Raw genomic sequence first — 15,205 nt, forward strand, 5'->3', positions numbered from 1 at the left:
CATCCCGCCTGACCGCACCCCCGGATCACCCAAGTACGGCCCAGTACGAGGACGATCCGGGCGCACGCTCAGCCGGGCGCCCAACGCCGCGGGCTGATCCGCCAAGATCGACCGGACAGGACCTGGGCGGCCCGGGCGCGGACGACCACGCGCGCTGCACCGAGGCGCTGCGCAAGGTCGGCGCCGAGCAGTTGGCCGGGCGGGGCTTCCTGAGCCTGTCCGGCGGCGAGAAGCAGCGGGTGCTGATCGCCCGCGCGCTGGTCCAGGAGCCCCGGCTGCTGGTGCTGGACGAGCCCACCAACCACCTGGACATCGCCCACCAGTTGGACGTGCTGGCGCTGGTCCGGGAGGCCGGGCCGACGGTGCTCACCGCGCTGCACGACCTCAACCTGGCGGCCGGCCACTGCGACCTGCTGTACGTGCTGCGGGCCGGCCGGATCGTCGCCTCGGGGCCGCCCGCCGAGGTGCTCCGACCCGCCCTGCTCGCCGAGGTGTTCGGCGTCCGGGCCACCCCCGTCCGGCACCCGGTGACCGGCGCCGTCCAACTGCTCTTCGACCGGATCTGACCCACCCCCCGAAGGAACCCCCGTGCGCACCAAGGCCGTTGCCATCACCGCCCTGCTCACCCTCGGGCTCACCGCCTGCGGCGCCGAGATCGCCCCGAGCGGCGACGCCACCGCCGCCTCCGCCCACTACCCGGTGACCGTGGAGAACTGCGGCGCCAAGCTCACCTTCCCGCAGAAGCCCGCCCGGACGGTGACCAACGACGTCGGCATCACCGAGCTGATGCTCGCCCTCGGCCTGGCCGACCGGATGGCCGGCTACGTGATGCCCGACGACAAGGGCCGGGTCGACCAGGTCGCCTGGAAGGACGGCTACCAGCAGACCGCGTGGCTCTCCAAGAAGGAGATCACCAAGGAGATCGTGCTGGGCGCCAAGGCCGACCTGGTCTTCGCCGGCTGGCACTACGGCTTCGACGAGGGCCGCGGCTTCACCCCGCAGGCGCTGGGGGACCTCGGCATCGCCTCGTACGTGCTCAGCGAGTCCTGCCGCAGCGGCAAGGGCACCGAGCGCGGTGTGATGTCCCCGCTGGACGCGCTCTACACCGACCTGGCCAACCTCGGCGAGATCTTCGACGTCCGCGACCGGGCGGACAAGCTGGTCGCCGGTTTCAAGGCACAGGTCGCCGCCGCCCCGCAGCCCGAGCGCCGGCCGTCCGTGTTCCTGTACGACAGCGGGCAGGACAAGCCGTACACCGCCGGGAAGTTCGCCGCGGCCGACGAGATCATCGCCAAGGCCGGCGGGGCCAACGTGATGGGCGACCTCGCGGACACCTGGGTCACCGTCGGCTGGGAGAGCGTGGTCCGGCGCGACCCCGAGGTGATCCTGATCAACAACTACGGCGAGACCGGCGCCGACGCCAAGCGCGCCTTCCTGAAGTCCTTCCCGCCGCTGGCCGGCGTCTCGGCGGTCAGGAACGACCGGATCTTCGTCCTGGACTACGTCGACCTGGTGGAGAGCCCGCGCAACCCGGCCGCGATCACCGCGCTGGCCGACTACCTGCGCACCGTCCCGGCCCGCTGACCCGCCCGCCCCCGGCCCGGGCCCCGATCAGGGCCTGGGCCGCGGGCGGGGGCGCGCAGTAGGCTCGCGGCATGATCCGCACCGCCGTCGTGACCGACGTTCCCGTCATCCTCGCCCTGATCCGCGAGCTCGCGGAGTACGAGAAGGCCCCGCAGGAGGCCGTGGCCACCGAGGAGCAGCTGCGCGACGCCCTGTTCGGCGCCAACCCGGCGCTGTTCGGCCTGATCGCCGAGGACGACGCCACCGGCGAGCCGGTCGGCTTCGCGGTCTGGTTCCTCAACTTCTCGACCTGGCGCGGCACCCACGGGATCTACCTGGAGGACCTGTACGTCCGCCCGCAGTCCCGCGGCGGCGGCCACGGCAAGGCGCTGCTGCTGGAACTGGCGCGGATCGCCGTCGAGCGCGGCTACGCGCGGGTGGAGTGGTCGGTGCTCGACTGGAACACGCCCTCGATCGACTTCTACAAGTCCCTCGGCGCGGTGCCGATGGACGGCTGGACCGTCTACCGGCTCACCGGCGAGGCGCTCGCCGCCGCCGGCGGCGGTCACTGAACGGACCGTCCGAACCCCTGCCACCCTGCGTCGCGATGGCTTACCATGAGTGACTCCCGAGCCCCGGCCGGCGTGCGGAAGGCGGTAAGGTCTCAGGCGGATACGCGGCGTCCGGTCGCCCCGCGAAGGGTATGACCGGTACGTACCGCACCACCCCTCTGGACAGTTGGGGCGAAGCAGTTGAGCCAAGCAACAGACAGTGCCGCGGCCACCGGCCCGGAAGCACAGCGCGTCACCCAGGAGGTGAGGGTGTCCCAGATCGACGGCGAGCCCGGAGTGCAGGACTTCGTGGAGGTCCGGCTGCCCGCGGCGGGTGCCTACCTCTCGGTCCTGCGAACAGCGACGGCCGGCCTGGCGGCACGGCTCGACTTCACCCTCGACGAGATCGAGGACCTGCGGATCGCGGTCGACGAGGCCTGCGCCATCCTGCTCCAGCAGGCGGTGCCAGGCTCCGTCCTGACCTGCGAGTTCCGGCTGGTCGGCGACTCGCTGAAGGTGACCGTCACCGCCCCCACCACCGACGGGAAGGCGCCCGAACGGGACACCTTCGCCTGGACGGTGCTCTCCGCCCTGGCCGGCGAGGTCGACTCCTCGGTCGGCGAGGACAAGACCGTGTCGATCAGCCTGCACAAGAAGCGCGGCGGCCCCGTCGCCCACTAGCCGGGGCGTCGACCAGCACCGCACAAGGGCCGTCCGCCCCGTCCCCGATCACGGGCCGGGCGGGCGGCGCCCGGTACCGCCCCCCACGCGGTACGACCAACGAGACGATGCCGGGGCCCGAGGGCCCCGGTGCTCCCGGAACGGAACGGGGGAATGGCCGTGAGTGATCTGGACCGTACCGGCCTCGCGACGGCGGGACCTGCCGTACCGACCCAGGCGAGCGTTCCTGGCCTCGCCGCCAACGACGATGCGCACCCGAAGGACGCCCACCGGATGAGCCACCCGACCGAGCCGACGTCTGAACCGTCGCCCGCATCCCCGCCCCCGTCCGATCCGGCGGACGAGGCCGCGGACCTGCGCACCGCGGTGCCCGTCCAGGCGCCAGCCCCGGCCCCGCACCGCTCGGGAGCACCGGACCGGGAGGCGGCCCGCGCGCTGTTCGTCCGGCTGTCCGCGCTGCCCGACGGCTCCCCGGAGCGCGTCGAGCTGCGCAACCAGCTGGTGCGGATGCACATCCCGCTGGTCGAGCACCTGGCCCGGCGGTTCCGCAACCGGGGCGAGCCGCTGGACGACCTGACCCAGGTCGCCACCATCGGCCTGATCAAGTCGGTGGACCGCTTCGACCACGAGCGCGGGGTCGAGTTCTCCACCTACGCCACGCCGACCATCGTCGGCGAGATCAAACGGCACTTCCGCGACAAGGGCTGGGCGGTCCGGGTGCCGCGCCGCCTCCAGGAGCTGCGGCTGTCGCTCACCACGGCGACCAGCGAGCTCTCCCAGCGGCACGGGCGCTCCCCCACGGTGCACGAGCTCGCCGAGCACCTGGGGATCTCCGAGGAGGACGTCCTGGAGGGCCTGGAGTCCGCCAACGCGTACTCCACGCTGTCCCTGGACGTCCCGGACAGCGACGACGAGTCGCCGGCCGTGGCGGACACCCTCGGCGCCACCGACGAGGCGCTGGAGGGCGTCGAGTACCGCGAGTCGCTCAAGCCGCTGCTGGCCCAACTGCCGCCCCGGGAGCAGAAGATCCTGGTGCTGCGGTTCTTCCGGAACATGACACAGTCGCAGATCGCCGCCGAGGTGGGGATCTCCCAGATGCACGTGTCCCGCCTGCTGGCCCGGACCTTGGCCCAGCTGCGGGAGAAGCTCCTGGTGGAGGAGTAGGACTGACGGCCGCTCAACCGGCGGCCGACCCCCGGCGGCCCTGTGCGCTCAGCCCTCGTGCGACGCGTACAGGGCCGCCGTCGACTTCGGGTTCAGCAGCGCGCCGATGCCGACCAGCCCGAGCAGGCCGACCAGCACACCGACACCGATCATCGCGCCGCCGCTCTCCAGCATGTAGTACCCGATCGGCAGGCAGATCGAGTTGGTGAGCACGGCCGGGCTGCGGCCCCAGCGGCGCTCCTTGAGCAGCGCGCGGGCGGCCAGCACCGGCAGCACGCCGAGCAGCACGATGACCAGGCCGCCGAACTCGTTCAGGGCGAGCTGCTTGGACTGGCCGGACAGCGCGGACACCATGTCCCAGACGCCGACGACGGCCAGCGCGGCGCCCTCCAGGGCGGTGATGGCGGCGCCCACGGTCAGCGCCAAGGGGCGGGCCGGGCCCGCCGTGGGTACGGGTGCGGAGGATTCTGCGGTCACTCCAGCAGGGTAGCCGCCGGTTGGTCCGTACCGACCCGTAGGCTTTCCCCATGCGCGCTCTCCTGGTCGTGAACCACAAGGCCACCACCACCAGTGGCCGCACCAGGGACGTGCTGATCCACGCGCTGCGCAGCGACCTCAAGCTGGAGGTGGCCGAGACGCAGTACCGGGGCCACGCCCGCGACCTGGCCCGCGAGGCCTCGGAGGACGGCACGGTCGACCTGGTGGTGGCGCTCGGCGGCGACGGCACCGTGAACGAGGTGGTGAACGGGCTGCTCACGCACGGCCCGGGCGAGAAGGTCCCGCGACTGGCCGTGGTGCCGGGCGGTTCGACCAATGTGTTCGCCCGCGCGCTGGGTCTGCCCAACGACCCGGTGGAAGCCACCGGCGCCCTGCTGTACGCGCTGGAGCACGGGAGCGAGCGGCCGGTCGGCCTGGGCAAGGCGATGACCGACGGGCTGCCGGACCGCTGGTTCACCTTCACCGCCGGCCTGGGCTTCGACGCCGGGGTGGTCGGCCGGGTCGAGGAGCAGCGCCGGTTGGGGCGCAAGTCCACCCACGCACTCTATGTGGGGCAGGCGCTGCGGCACTACGTCACCCAGCGTGAGCAGCGTCGTTCCGGGCCTGTGGCCCTGGAACTACCGGGCCGAGAAGGCGTGCCGGGCCTGGCCCTGGCCATAGTCAGCAACACCTCGCCGTGGACGTTCCTCGGCAACCGCCCGGTGTACCCCTCACCGCTCGCCTCCTTCGACACTGATCTCGACGTCTTCGGGATCACCCGGATGACGGCGTTCGGCACCGTTCGAACGATCCGTCAGATCCTGCGGTCGTACGCCTCTTCGAGCGAAGGCGCCCCGCCGGCCGGCCCGTCCGGCAAGCACGTCGTCTCCTATCACGACGTCAGACACTTCACCTTGGTTTCAGAGGAACCGGCCCCGTTCCAGGTTGACGGGGACCACCTTGGAGACAGGAGTCGCGTCAGTTTCACAGGCGTACGGCGGGCACTGCGTGTGATTGTGTGACCGGAAGGGGGTTTCGCCCTTCTTCTCGAACGCACAAGCCCCCTTCACTCCATAGAAGTACTGGCTGTGAGCTAGGCGACACCGAAGAATCAAAAATTCCTCCCTGAAGGGGGTTGTATCCGGGCCCGAGGTTTGCGAACCTCTACATGGCGATCGGGACGCATCGCAGCGACGGCAACCTCAGAACCTGGCGGGTGTCGACCGCGGAACGTCCCTCGAATCGCCGAATCCCTCCCTAGCACAGACCACCCGGGCCCCGGCGGGCCTTTGGTCTCTTTTGCTGTTGCGGGATTCGTGAAAGCGTTCACATTCACAAGCCACATTCACAAGCCATCGATTATGCCGACCGGGTGCCCCCCGCCGGCAGGAGGAGTTGGACGACCATGGACTGGCGCCACCGCGCTGTCTGCCGCGAAGAGGACCCGGAGCTGTTCTTCCCGATCGGGAACACCGGTCCTGCTCTGCTGCAGATCGAGGAAGCCAAGGCCGTGTGCCGCCGCTGTCCGGTCATGGAGCAGTGCCTGCAGTGGGCTCTTGAGACCGGCCAGGATGCCGGCGTCTGGGGCGGTATGAGCGAGGACGAGCGTCGCGCGATGAAGCGCCGTGCCGCCCGCAACCGCGCCCGCACCGCCTGATCACACGCCGTAACACCAGCAGTAACCGAAACACCGATCAACACATGATCAAAGGCTTCCCTGCACCTCCTGGTGAAGCCTTCCGCACAAAGGGCCTTGCCTGGCGAGGTCCCGCGACACCGGACCGTCCAGCCACTTGATACTGTTCACTTAGAGCAATATCGTGGAGCTGTGGCGCTCACCGTGTGCAACGCACGGGCGAGGTGTCGCACCACCCAGAGCCCCCGTTCCGGCCGACTCCCCCCGACGGCCGGAACGGGTTGAGAGGCCCTGTCGACCCACCCCCCCCGGTCGACAGGGCCTCGTTTCTGTTTTCGCGCCCCGGTTTGTGTGCGCGCCCCGGCGCGCCCGCACCCTGGCACGCCCCCGCGCGGGCCGACCCGCGCCGGGCTCGTGGGGTGGACACCCGGCGCTTTCGCCGAGTGCACGCCCCCACCGCGCGCCTCGATGCACCTTTCCGCGGACCGCGGTGCGGACCGGACCGTGGACCGCACCGCACCGCAGGCCAGTCGGCGGATCAGCGGACCGGGATCTCCAGGATCACCTTGGTGCCGCCGTCCGGACCGGCCACCATGTCGAAGGTGCCACCCAACTCGCCGGTGGCCAGCGTGCGGACGATCTGCAGGCCGAGGTTGCCCGCCGTCTGCGGGTCGAACCCCTCGGGCATGCCGCGGCCGTCGTCCTGCACCGTGATCAGCAGGAACTCCTCCGGCCGGGCGCCGCCGTTCCAGCTGTCCGACCAGCCCGCCCCGGTCGCCGGGGCCCGCCCGCGCAGCGCGCTGACCTCCAGGTTCCCGGAGGCGGACGGGCCGAAGGCGTGCTCCAGCGCGTTCTGCAGCAGTTCGTTCAGCACCATCGACAGCGGGGTGGCCACCTCGGCGGACAGGATGCCGAAGCTGCCGCTGCGGCGGGTCGCCACCCGGCCGTCCTGGGACAGCTCCATCACCATCGCCAGCACCCGGTCGGCGATCTCGTCGAAGGCCACCTGCTCGTCCAGCGCCTGGGACAGCGTCTCGTGCACGATCGCGATCGAGCCGACCCGGCGCACCGCCTCGTCCAGCGCGGCCCGGCCGGCCTCCGACTCCATCCGGCGGGACTGCAGCCGCAGCAGGGCGGCGACGGTCTGCAGGTTGTTCTTCACCCGGTGGTGGATCTCCCGGATGGTGGCGTCCTTGGTCATCAGCTCGCGGTCGCGGCGGCGCAGTTCGGTGACGTCCCGGCAGAGCACCAGCGAACCGGTCAGCGTGCCCTTGGGCTTGAGCGGGATGGCCCGCAGGGTCACCACCCCGCCCTGCACCTCGACCTCGGTCTGCCGCGGCGCCCAGCCGCTCGCCAGCTTCACCAACGCCTCGTGCACGGCCGCCCGGGAGGGCGGGACCAGTTCGGCGGTGGCCCGGCCCAGGTGGCTGCCGACCAGGTCGGTGGTGAGGCCGAGCCGGTGGTAGGCGGACAGGGCGTTGGGGCTGGCGTAGGTGACGATGCCGTCCGCGTCGAGCCGGATCAGGCCGTCGCCGACCCGGGGGGCGGCGTCCATGTCGATCTGTTCGACGCCGTGGAAGGGGAAGCTGCCGGCGGCGATCATCTGGGCCAGGTCGGAGGCGCTCTGCAGGTAGGTGAGCTCCAGTCGGCTGGGGGTGCGGACGGTCAGCAGGTTGGTGTTGCGGGCGATCACCCCGAGCACCTTGCCCTCGCGCCGGACCGGGATGGACTCGACCCGGACCGGCACCTCCTCGCGCCACTCCGGGTCGCCCTCGCGCACGATCCGGCCCTCGTCGAAGGCGGCGTCCAGCAGCGGGCGGCGCCCGCGCGGGACGAGGTGGCCGACCATGTCGTCCTGGTAGGAGGTGGGGCCGGTGTTGGGCCGCATCTGCGCCACCGAGACGTAGCGGATGCCGTCCCAGGTGGGGATCCACAGGACCAGGTCGGCGAAGGAGAGGTCGGAGAGAAGCTGCCACTCCGAGACCAGCATGTGGAGCCATTCCACATCGGCCCCGGTCAGGGTGGTGTGGCGGCGGACGAGTTCGTTCAGCGAGGGCACATGGCGAGAGTAGCGCCGCCGGTCGGGGCGCGGCGCGGCGGACCGGGGAACGGATCATGCGCCGGGCCTGCGGCGGAGCCCGCTTCCCGAAGTTGTCCAGACCAATTTCCGGAGCGGCCTGGACAACCCAGATTGGTCTAGTCCACAATGAAAGGGCACCAAGGAGAGGCCCACCGCGCAACTGCCCTGACCGCGCGAGGCCTTTCCTCGGTCGGACGCCGCCGAACGAGGACCCCGCACAGTTCTCGATCGACTCCGGCGACCGACGACAGCTCCGGGCTGCGGTGCCGCATGGGTTGAGGGTCCCGTGTCGGCGCCGTGGCCCGTAGTGCTTTCCGGGTACGCCGAGCGCCAGGCGCGACGCGTTCCGGGGGTGCGACGCGTTCCGGGCGCTCCCCCGCCGAAGCCATGTTCCGCCGCTCAACGAGTCGGGGCCCCCCCCCCCCCCCGGGGGCGGGGGGCCCCACGGCGGGGGCCCGGCCCCCCGGGGGGCGGCGGGGCGTGGGGCCGGGGCGCCGGGGGGGCGGGCGCGGGTGGGCGCCGCGCCCCCGCCGCCGAGCGGCCCCCCCCCCAGCGCGCGGCGCCCCGCGCCCCGCCGGGGCCCCCGGGGGGCCCGATCGCGTGGCGCCGTGCCTCAGTGCGTCTCGGTGACCTTGGCCAGGGCGCGCGGGGCGTCCGGGTCCTGGCCGCGGGCGATGGTGACCTCGTAGGCCAGCAGCTGCAGCGGGAGGATCTCCAGGATCGGCTGGACCTCCTCCGGCACGCCGGCCGGCAGGGCGAAGCCGGCCGAGGCGGCGTCCACCTGCGCCTGCTGGCCGACCACGACCAGGTCCGCGCCGCGGCCGCGCAGGCGGTCCAGCACCGGCTGCAGGGCCTCGCCGCCCTTGCCGTCCGGAACGATCGCGATGACCGGCGAGACGTTGTCCACCATGGCCAGCGGGCCGTGCAGCAGATCGGCGCCGGAGAACGGGGAGGCCGGGATGTAGGTGGTCTCCATCAGCTTCAGCGCCGCCTCGCGGGCGGTCGGGTAGCCGTAGCCGCGCGAGGTGATGACCAGGCGCTGGGCGAAGCGGTACCGCTCGGCCAGCGCCTTCACCTCGGCGTGGCGGGCCAGGACGCCGGCGGCCAGGCCGGGCAGCTCCTTGGCCGCCGTACCGTCGCCGCCGCGCAGGCCCTCGACCAGCAGGTAGAGCGCCAGCAGTTCGGCGGTGTAGGTCTTGGTGGCGGGCAGCGCCTTCTCCGGGCCGGCCAGCACGTCGATGTGGAACTCGGAGACCTCGGCCAGCGGCGAGGACGCGTTGTTGGTGACGGCGAGGGTGATGGCGCCGGCCTCGCGGGCGGCCTTGGTGGAGGCCACCAGGTCGGGCGAGCCGCCGGACTGGCTGACGGTGACGACCAGGACGTCGGTGAGGTCCGGCTTGGCGCCGTACGCGGTGGTGGTGGACATCGAGGTCAGGCCGGCCGGCTTGCCGAGCAGGATCTCGATCAGGTACTTGGCGTACAGCGCCGCGTTGTCGGACGTGCCGCGCGCGGTCAGCAGGACGAAGCGAGGGTTGCGGGCGGCGATCTCGGCCGCGATCTGGCGGATCTTCGGGGCACCCTCGTCGAGGATGCGCTGGAGGACGGCCGGCTGCTCGGCCATCTCCGCCGCCATGATCCGGCCAGGAACGGAAACAGTCTGCGGGTCGGACATCAGGATGTGCCTCCGATGAGATGGTTCGACCCCTCCGGGCAGGTTGCCCGACGGGGACCTCTACGGCGGCGAGTCCGCACACTCGCTGCGGTGGTTTCCTGCCGCAATCCTACGGGGGCCGCCCCGGGCGGGCACACCCGAAGGCCCGCCCCGGACGGGACGGGCCTTCGGCCTGTGCGGCTGGCGGCGCCGGGTCAGGACGCCTTGTTGATCAGCTGGTCGATCGCGGCGTCGGCGTCCTTGGTGGCCTGGTCCACCGACTTGCCCTTGAGGATGCCGGTCAGCATGTCGGGCAGGATCTTCTGCTTCTCGATCGCGCCCCAGCCGGGGGCCAGCGGGGTGAACCAGGCGTCCGGCACCGCGTTGGCCGCCGCGGCGGTGGTCGGCTTGTTCTTCAGCGGGTTCAGCTGGGTGAGGTTGTTCGGCAGGATGTCCTTGTCGGCCAGCGTCTGCTGGGACTTGGTGCTGGTGAACATCCGCACCCAGTCGGTGGCCAGCTCGACCTGCGTGGACTTGGCGGTGACCGCGAGGTCGGAGCCGCCGATGAAGGTGGGCAGCGGCTTGCCGTCCGGGCCGGGCATGGTGGCCATCTTGACGGTGTCCTTGAGGCTCGGGTCGCCGGTGCCCGGCGCGACGACGCTGGCCGCCTCGTAGCCGTTGCCGTAGAAGGACGCGGCGCGCCCGCGGGCCATCGACTCGAACTGGTTCTGCTCGTTCACCGTCAGGTCGCCCTTGGTGTACTTGCGGACCAGGTCGACGAAGTGGCTGATGCCCTGCTGGGACTTGGCGTCGTGCAGGGTGCCGTGCCAGTTGCCGGAGCTGTCGAACTTGGCGATGCTGCCGCCGTACGCGGCCACGTAGCTCATCGCGGCGTACCAGTACGGGCCGGGCAGGTAGAGCGAGGAGTAGCTCTTGTCGGCCTTGTTCTTGTCGGCGACCTTGTCCAGGACCGCCGTCAGGTCGGCCTCGGTCTTGGGGAATTCGGAGCTGCCGGTGGCCTGCTGGAAGGTGGCGGCGTTGTAGATGGCGACCCGGGCGCCGGCGTAGTAGGGCACGCACAAGAGCTTGTCCTGGTACGTACAGGTGTTGGCGAGCGCCTTGATCCAGCTGTCGGAGTTGTCGAAGGTGGTCCGGTCGACCGGGGCCAGCGCGCCGGAGAGCACGTACTTCATGGTCTCGGTGTTGCCGAGCTCGACCACGTCGGGCGCGGAGCCGTCGGCGATCGCCTTGTCGAGCTTGGTCACCTTGTCGGCCCAGCCCTGGTAGGCGAGCTTGAGGGTGACGTTCGGGTACTTCGCCGCGAACTGGTCGTTGACCTGCTGCACCAGGTCGGGCCAGTTCTTCTGGGCGTCGTCCATCAGCCAGACGGTGACGGTGCCGCTCGCGGCCTTCGGGTCGGCGCCGGGGCTCTTGCCGTCCTTCGACGCCGTGCCGGCCGATGAACAGGCCGTCAGCCCGATCGCCAGGGCAGTGATTCCGAACGTCGACATGAGCTGACGCTTCTTCACGCCATCCTCCGAGGGTGCTAGAGCCGTGTTGCCCGCCGGCAGCGTGATGGCGCCCGCAACGGAGGGTCCGGGCAGGGGCGAAGAGCTTCGGGGAGGGCCGATACCACATCCGGTGAGGTTGAATTTCGAACCGGATGACTGGACTCTGGCCTAGACCATAGGTGGTGTCAACGGCCAAATGGCCTCGTCGCCACGGCCGTTGCAGAGCTGTTGTACCCCGTGGCGATCAGTCGCCGTACCGTCACCCTAAGTGGGACTTAAGGTGGATTTAAGGCCCACTTGAGGGAACGCGGTCACCTGGCGAATCCGCAGGTCAAACGGCGGGGAAACGAAACGGGCCCGCCATGCGACATGCGCATGACGGGCCCGTCGGCCGACGCCTCCCGGACACTCCCGGTGACGCCCCCCTCGGTCTCAGCCGATGGCTCCCGGCTGCCCGGTGAGCACCTCCACGGCCGCCAGCCCGCAGACCCGGGCGGCGCCGTGGGTGGCGATGTAGAGCGCGCCGACCGGCTCGGACTGCGGCAGCCCCATCTCGACCACCGCGGCGTCCGGCCGGGCCGCCACCAGGCGGCCCAGCGCGGCGGACATCCAGGCGTGCCGGTGCGCGTCCCGGACCACCAGTACCAGGCGGCGGCCCTCGGCGCCGGCCACCAGCTCGGCGACCAGGGCGTCCAGCAGCTCGGGGGCGGCCTGCGCCGCCGAGACCGCGCGGGTGCGGGTGCCGGGGAAGCGGTCGGCCAGCATGCCGGCCACGCCCCACGGGGTGACGTCGCCGACGGCGATGTTCGGCTCGTCCGAGAACGAGGCCACGAACGGGCGCTCGGACACCGGCTGCGGCTCGTGGCCCGGCGCCCGGACCACCTTCAGCGCCCGGCGGGCGGCCCGCAGGCCGACCGCGAGGTCCGGCTCCGGCCGCTCGCCCTGGGCCGAGATCCGGCCCCAGCTGCCGAGCGAGCGGACCCGGTCGGCGGCGTCCGCCAGCCGCTCCTCGGAGAGCACGCCGGCCCGCACGCCCGCCACGATGGCGTCGCGCAGCATCAGCACGGTGTCCTCGTCGGCCAGCCCGCCGCCGACGCAGATCGCGTCCGCGCCGGCCGCCAGGGCCAGCACGGTGCCGTCGCCCATCCCGAAGGTGTCGGCGATGGCGCCCATCTCGATCGCGTCGCTGACGATCAGGCCCTGGTAGCCGAGGCCGCCGTCGGCCGGGGCGGCCCGCAGCAGGTCGCGCAGCACGAGCGGGCTGAGGGTGGCCGGCAGCTTCGGGTCGAGCGCCGGGATCATGATGTGGGCGGTCATCACGGCCTTGGTGCCCGCCGCGATCGCCGCCTGGAACGGGATCAGGTCGCGCGAGCGCAGCACGTCCAGGTCGACGTCGATGACCGGCAGCCCGTGGTGCGAGTCGACGGCGGTGTCGCCGTGGCCGGGGAAGTGCTTGGAGCAGGCGGCCACGCCGGCCGACTGGAGGCCCTCCACCCAGGCGGCGGTGTGCCGGGCGCACAGCTCCGGGTCGGCGCCGAAGGAGCGGACGCCGATGACCGGGTTGCGCGGGTTGGAGTTGACGTCCGCGGTGGGCGCCCAGTTGTAGTTGACGCCGGCCGCGGCCAGCGCCCGGCCCAGCTCGCGGGCGACGTCCCGGGTCAGCGCCGGGTCGTCGATCGCGCCGAGCGCGAGGTTGCCGGGCCAGGACGAGCCGGAGCCCGCCTCCAGCCGGGTGACGTCGCCGCTCTCCTCGTCGATGGCGATCAGGAGGTCGGGGTTCTCCTCGCGCAGCGCCTTGGTGAGCTTGGCGAGCTGGTCGAGGTCGACCACGTTGCGGTCGAACAGCGCGACCGAGCCGAGCCCGGCGGCGAGGTGGCGGCGCAGCCACTGCGGCGGCTCGGTGCCGACGAAGCCGGGCTGCAGGACGGTCAGGGCGTCACGGTGCAGCTGGTCGCTGACCGGAGCGGTGGGGACGAGGATGCTCACGTTTCTCAGCCCTTCACGGCGCCGTCGGTCAGTCCGCCGACCGCCTTGCGCTGCAGGAAGACGAACAGGATCAGCACGGGGATGGCGAACATCGTGGACGCCGCCATGGTGGCGCCCCAGTCGTTGCCGAAGGCGGTCTTGAAGGACGACAGCCACAGCGGGAGGGTCTTGCCCTCCTCCTTGTTGAGGATCAGGACGAGCGGGAACTCGTTCCACGCGGTGATGAAGCCGAACAGCGAGGTCGACATCAGACCGGGGGCCAGCAGCGGGAAGATCACCTTCACGAAGGCCTGGGAGCGGGTGCAGCCGTCCACCATGGCCGACTCCTCCAGCTCCTTCGGCACCGCGGCGATGAAGCTGCGCAGCGTCCAGATGGTGAAGGGCAGCACCATCATCATGTAGAAGAACGTCAGCGGCACGAGGCTGTTCAGCATCTCGTTGTCGCGCGAGATCATGTAGACCGCGATGGTCATGACCTCCCACGGCGCCATCTGCGCGACCATGACGACCAGGACGAAGGCCTTGCGGCCGCGGAACTTCATCCGGGCGATGGCGAAGGCCGCGAGGGTCGCGATCACCAGCGAGATCAGCACCGCACCGACGGTGGCGATGAGGCTGTTGGTGACGTACGTCCAGAAGTTGGGCGCGTTGATCGCGGTGGTGAAGTGGTCGAGGGTCCCGTTGAACGGGATGAAGACCGGCGTCTTGCTGATGATGTCGTTGTCCTGCTTGAAGGCAGTCGCGATCATCCAGTAGACGGGGAAGATGAAGAAGACGAAGAGGACGACCGCGATCACGTTCGGCCAGGTACGTCCGATGAGCGAGCGCCTCACAGCTCGTCCTCCTGCTTGATCATGATGCGGAAGTAGTACGCCATCATCGCGCCCAGCATCAGGATGGTGAGCACCGCGATCGCGGAGCCGATGCCGTAGTGCTGCCCGGACGAACCCTCCAGGAAGGCGTGCACGGGCAGGGTGCGGGTCAGGTTCTCGGGGCCGCCGCCGTTGATCGCGTACACCTGGGTGAAGGCCTTGAAGACCCAGATGATCTCCAGGAACGTCGTGGCCAGGAAGAACGGCTTCAGGTTCGGGAAGATCACCGAGCCGAAGATCTTGGACGCGCCGGCGCCGTCCATCCGGGCGGCCTCGTAGAGCTCCTTGGGGATGGTGGTCAGTCCGGCGTACATGTTGAACGCCACGAAGGGGACCGACTGCCAGACGATCAGCAGGATCACCACGAAGAAGGTCGAGTACTGGTCGCTCATCCAGTTGTAGTCGGCCATCGCGTGCCAACCCAGCTTGTCCAGGAACCAGTTGACGACGCCCCACTGCTGGTCGAACAGCCAGGTGTAGACGGTGGTCGCGGCGACCACGGGCATCGCCCAGGCCATCAGCAGGCCGACCGAGAGGAGCAGCCGCATCCGCTTGCCGAGGCGGTTGAGCAGCAGGCCGATCAGGGTGCCGCCGACCATGATCAGCACGACGTTGACCAGGGTGAAGACGACGGTGCGCCCGGTGACCGCCCAGAAGTCCGGGTCGGTCAGCTGCTCCTTGTAGTTGTCGAAGCCGTTCCACTCGGTCAGGTGCTGGACGAACTGGCGCTTGTTGAGGTTCTGGAACGACAGCAGGACCGTCTTCACCAGCGGCCAGCCGAGCAGGGCGAGGGTCGCCACGGTGGCGGGCAGCAGCAGCAGGTACGGTGCCAGGCGTGCGCCGAGGCTCGGCCCGCCTGCGGGTCTGGCGCCCTTGCGGGGGGTGCCGTTGGCGCCACCACCGGCGGCACTCGTCTCAATTCCGGCCACGGCAGCCTTCCCTGAATCCGGGGACTGCGTCTGCACCCGCTCCGAATGCACAGCCATCGTTCTCACTTCCTCACAACCCGAACCACGACGGACAGGCGTCGCTC

Annotated in this window: 14 protein-coding genes; 7 read left to right on the forward strand and 7 right to left on the reverse strand. The window is 70.9% G+C overall.

Annotation, left to right across the window (positions count from 1 at the left end; all coding sequences use genetic code 11):
- From ACFV6I_RS18980 to ACFV6I_RS19000, 5 genes are all read left to right on the forward strand, one after another.
- A partial coding sequence (locus tag ACFV6I_RS18980; RefSeq protein ID WP_380426448.1) for an ABC transporter ATP-binding protein occupies positions 1 to 566 on the forward strand: 566 nt, incomplete at its 5' end.
- 22 nt (positions 567 to 588) lie between these two features.
- Positions 589 to 1,584 carry an ABC transporter substrate-binding protein gene (locus tag ACFV6I_RS18985; protein ID WP_380426450.1) on the forward strand — a complete coding sequence of 332 codons (996 nt, stop codon included), beginning with the start codon at positions 589 to 591 and terminating at the stop codon, positions 1,582 to 1,584.
- A gap of 71 nt (positions 1,585 to 1,655) precedes the next feature.
- Positions 1,656 to 2,135 carry a GNAT family N-acetyltransferase gene (locus ACFV6I_RS18990; protein ID WP_063347856.1) on the forward strand — a complete coding sequence of 160 codons (480 nt, stop codon included), beginning with the start codon at positions 1,656 to 1,658 and terminating at the stop codon, positions 2,133 to 2,135.
- 249 nt (positions 2,136 to 2,384) lie between these two features.
- Positions 2,385 to 2,795, forward strand: a complete 411-nt coding sequence (locus ACFV6I_RS18995) for a hypothetical protein (RefSeq protein ID WP_063347857.1) — start codon at positions 2,385 to 2,387, stop codon at positions 2,793 to 2,795.
- Between the two features lie 159 nt (positions 2,796 to 2,954).
- Entirely contained in the window at positions 2,955 to 3,959 is a 1,005-nt protein-coding gene (locus tag ACFV6I_RS19000; protein ID WP_350879654.1) for an RNA polymerase sigma factor SigF, read from the forward strand.
- Between the two features lie 48 nt (positions 3,960 to 4,007).
- Here ACFV6I_RS19000 and ACFV6I_RS19005 read toward each other — a convergent pair whose 3' ends face one another.
- Positions 4,008 to 4,436: a hypothetical protein gene (locus tag ACFV6I_RS19005; RefSeq protein WP_159398434.1), complete on the reverse strand. Its 429-nt coding sequence runs from the start codon at positions 4,434 to 4,436 to the stop codon at positions 4,008 to 4,010.
- A gap of 50 nt (positions 4,437 to 4,486) precedes the next feature.
- Here ACFV6I_RS19005 and ACFV6I_RS19010 point away from each other — a divergent pair, with 50 nt between their 5' ends.
- Complete coding sequence (locus ACFV6I_RS19010) at positions 4,487 to 5,458, forward strand: diacylglycerol kinase family protein (RefSeq protein WP_063347858.1); 972 nt, start codon at positions 4,487 to 4,489, stop codon at positions 5,456 to 5,458.
- Between the two features lie 383 nt (positions 5,459 to 5,841).
- Complete coding sequence (locus tag ACFV6I_RS19015; protein ID WP_014138019.1) at positions 5,842 to 6,093, forward strand: WhiB family transcriptional regulator; 252 nt, start codon at positions 5,842 to 5,844, stop codon at positions 6,091 to 6,093.
- A gap of 517 nt (positions 6,094 to 6,610) precedes the next feature.
- Here ACFV6I_RS19015 and ACFV6I_RS19020 read toward each other — a convergent pair.
- From ACFV6I_RS19020 to ACFV6I_RS19045, 6 genes are all read right to left on the reverse strand, one after another.
- Positions 6,611 to 8,131 carry a sensor histidine kinase gene (locus tag ACFV6I_RS19020; protein WP_244293369.1) on the reverse strand — a complete coding sequence of 507 codons (1,521 nt, stop codon included), beginning with the start codon at positions 8,129 to 8,131 and terminating at the stop codon, positions 6,611 to 6,613.
- 634 nt (positions 8,132 to 8,765) lie between these two features.
- Positions 8,766 to 9,824: an SIS domain-containing protein gene (locus ACFV6I_RS19025; RefSeq protein WP_380426452.1), complete on the reverse strand. Its 1,059-nt coding sequence runs from the start codon at positions 9,822 to 9,824 to the stop codon at positions 8,766 to 8,768.
- 194 nt (positions 9,825 to 10,018) lie between these two features.
- A complete protein-coding gene (locus ACFV6I_RS19030) occupies positions 10,019 to 11,314 on the reverse strand; it encodes an extracellular solute-binding protein (RefSeq protein WP_380426454.1) in 1,296 nt (431 codons plus the stop codon).
- 432 nt (positions 11,315 to 11,746) lie between these two features.
- On the reverse strand, positions 11,747 to 13,300 hold the full coding sequence (locus ACFV6I_RS19035; protein WP_063347861.1) for a glycoside hydrolase family 3 protein: 1,554 nt from the start codon (positions 13,298 to 13,300) through the stop codon (positions 11,747 to 11,749).
- A gap of 5 nt (positions 13,301 to 13,305) precedes the next feature.
- Positions 13,306 to 14,133: a carbohydrate ABC transporter permease gene (locus ACFV6I_RS19040; RefSeq protein WP_063347862.1), complete on the reverse strand. Its 828-nt coding sequence runs from the start codon at positions 14,131 to 14,133 to the stop codon at positions 13,306 to 13,308.
- Positions 14,130 to 15,158 carry a carbohydrate ABC transporter permease gene (locus ACFV6I_RS19045; RefSeq protein ID WP_063347863.1) on the reverse strand — a complete coding sequence of 343 codons (1,029 nt, stop codon included), beginning with the start codon at positions 15,156 to 15,158 and terminating at the stop codon, positions 14,130 to 14,132. Before ACFV6I_RS19045 ends, ACFV6I_RS19040 begins: the two co-directional genes overlap by 4 nt.
- Positions 15,159 to 15,205: the final 47 nt, after the last annotated feature.

Origin of the sequence: Kitasatospora sp. NPDC059803, from assembly GCF_042732255.1 — a bacterium.
In the GTDB taxonomy this organism is placed as follows: Bacteria; Actinomycetota; Actinomycetes; order Streptomycetales; family Streptomycetaceae; genus Kitasatospora.

Coding starts and splice junctions, on each gene's coding strand:
- ACFV6I_RS18990 (WP_063347856.1), top strand. CDS start 1,656: ATGATCCGCACCGCCGTCGTGACCGACGTTCCCGTCATCCTCGCCCTG.
- ACFV6I_RS19010 (WP_063347858.1), top strand. CDS start 4,487: ATGCGCGCTCTCCTGGTCGTGAACCACAAGGCCACCACCACCAGTGGC.
- ACFV6I_RS19015 (WP_014138019.1), top strand. CDS start 5,842: ATGGACTGGCGCCACCGCGCTGTCTGCCGCGAAGAGGACCCGGAGCTG.
- ACFV6I_RS19025 (WP_380426452.1), bottom strand. CDS start 9,824: ATGTCCGACCCGCAGACTGTTTCCGTTCCTGGCCGGATCATGGCGGCG.
- ACFV6I_RS19030 (WP_380426454.1), bottom strand. CDS start 11,314: ATGTCGACGTTCGGAATCACTGCCCTGGCGATCGGGCTGACGGCCTGT.
- ACFV6I_RS19045 (WP_063347863.1), bottom strand. CDS start 15,158: ATGGCTGTGCATTCGGAGCGGGTGCAGACGCAGTCCCCGGATTCAGGG.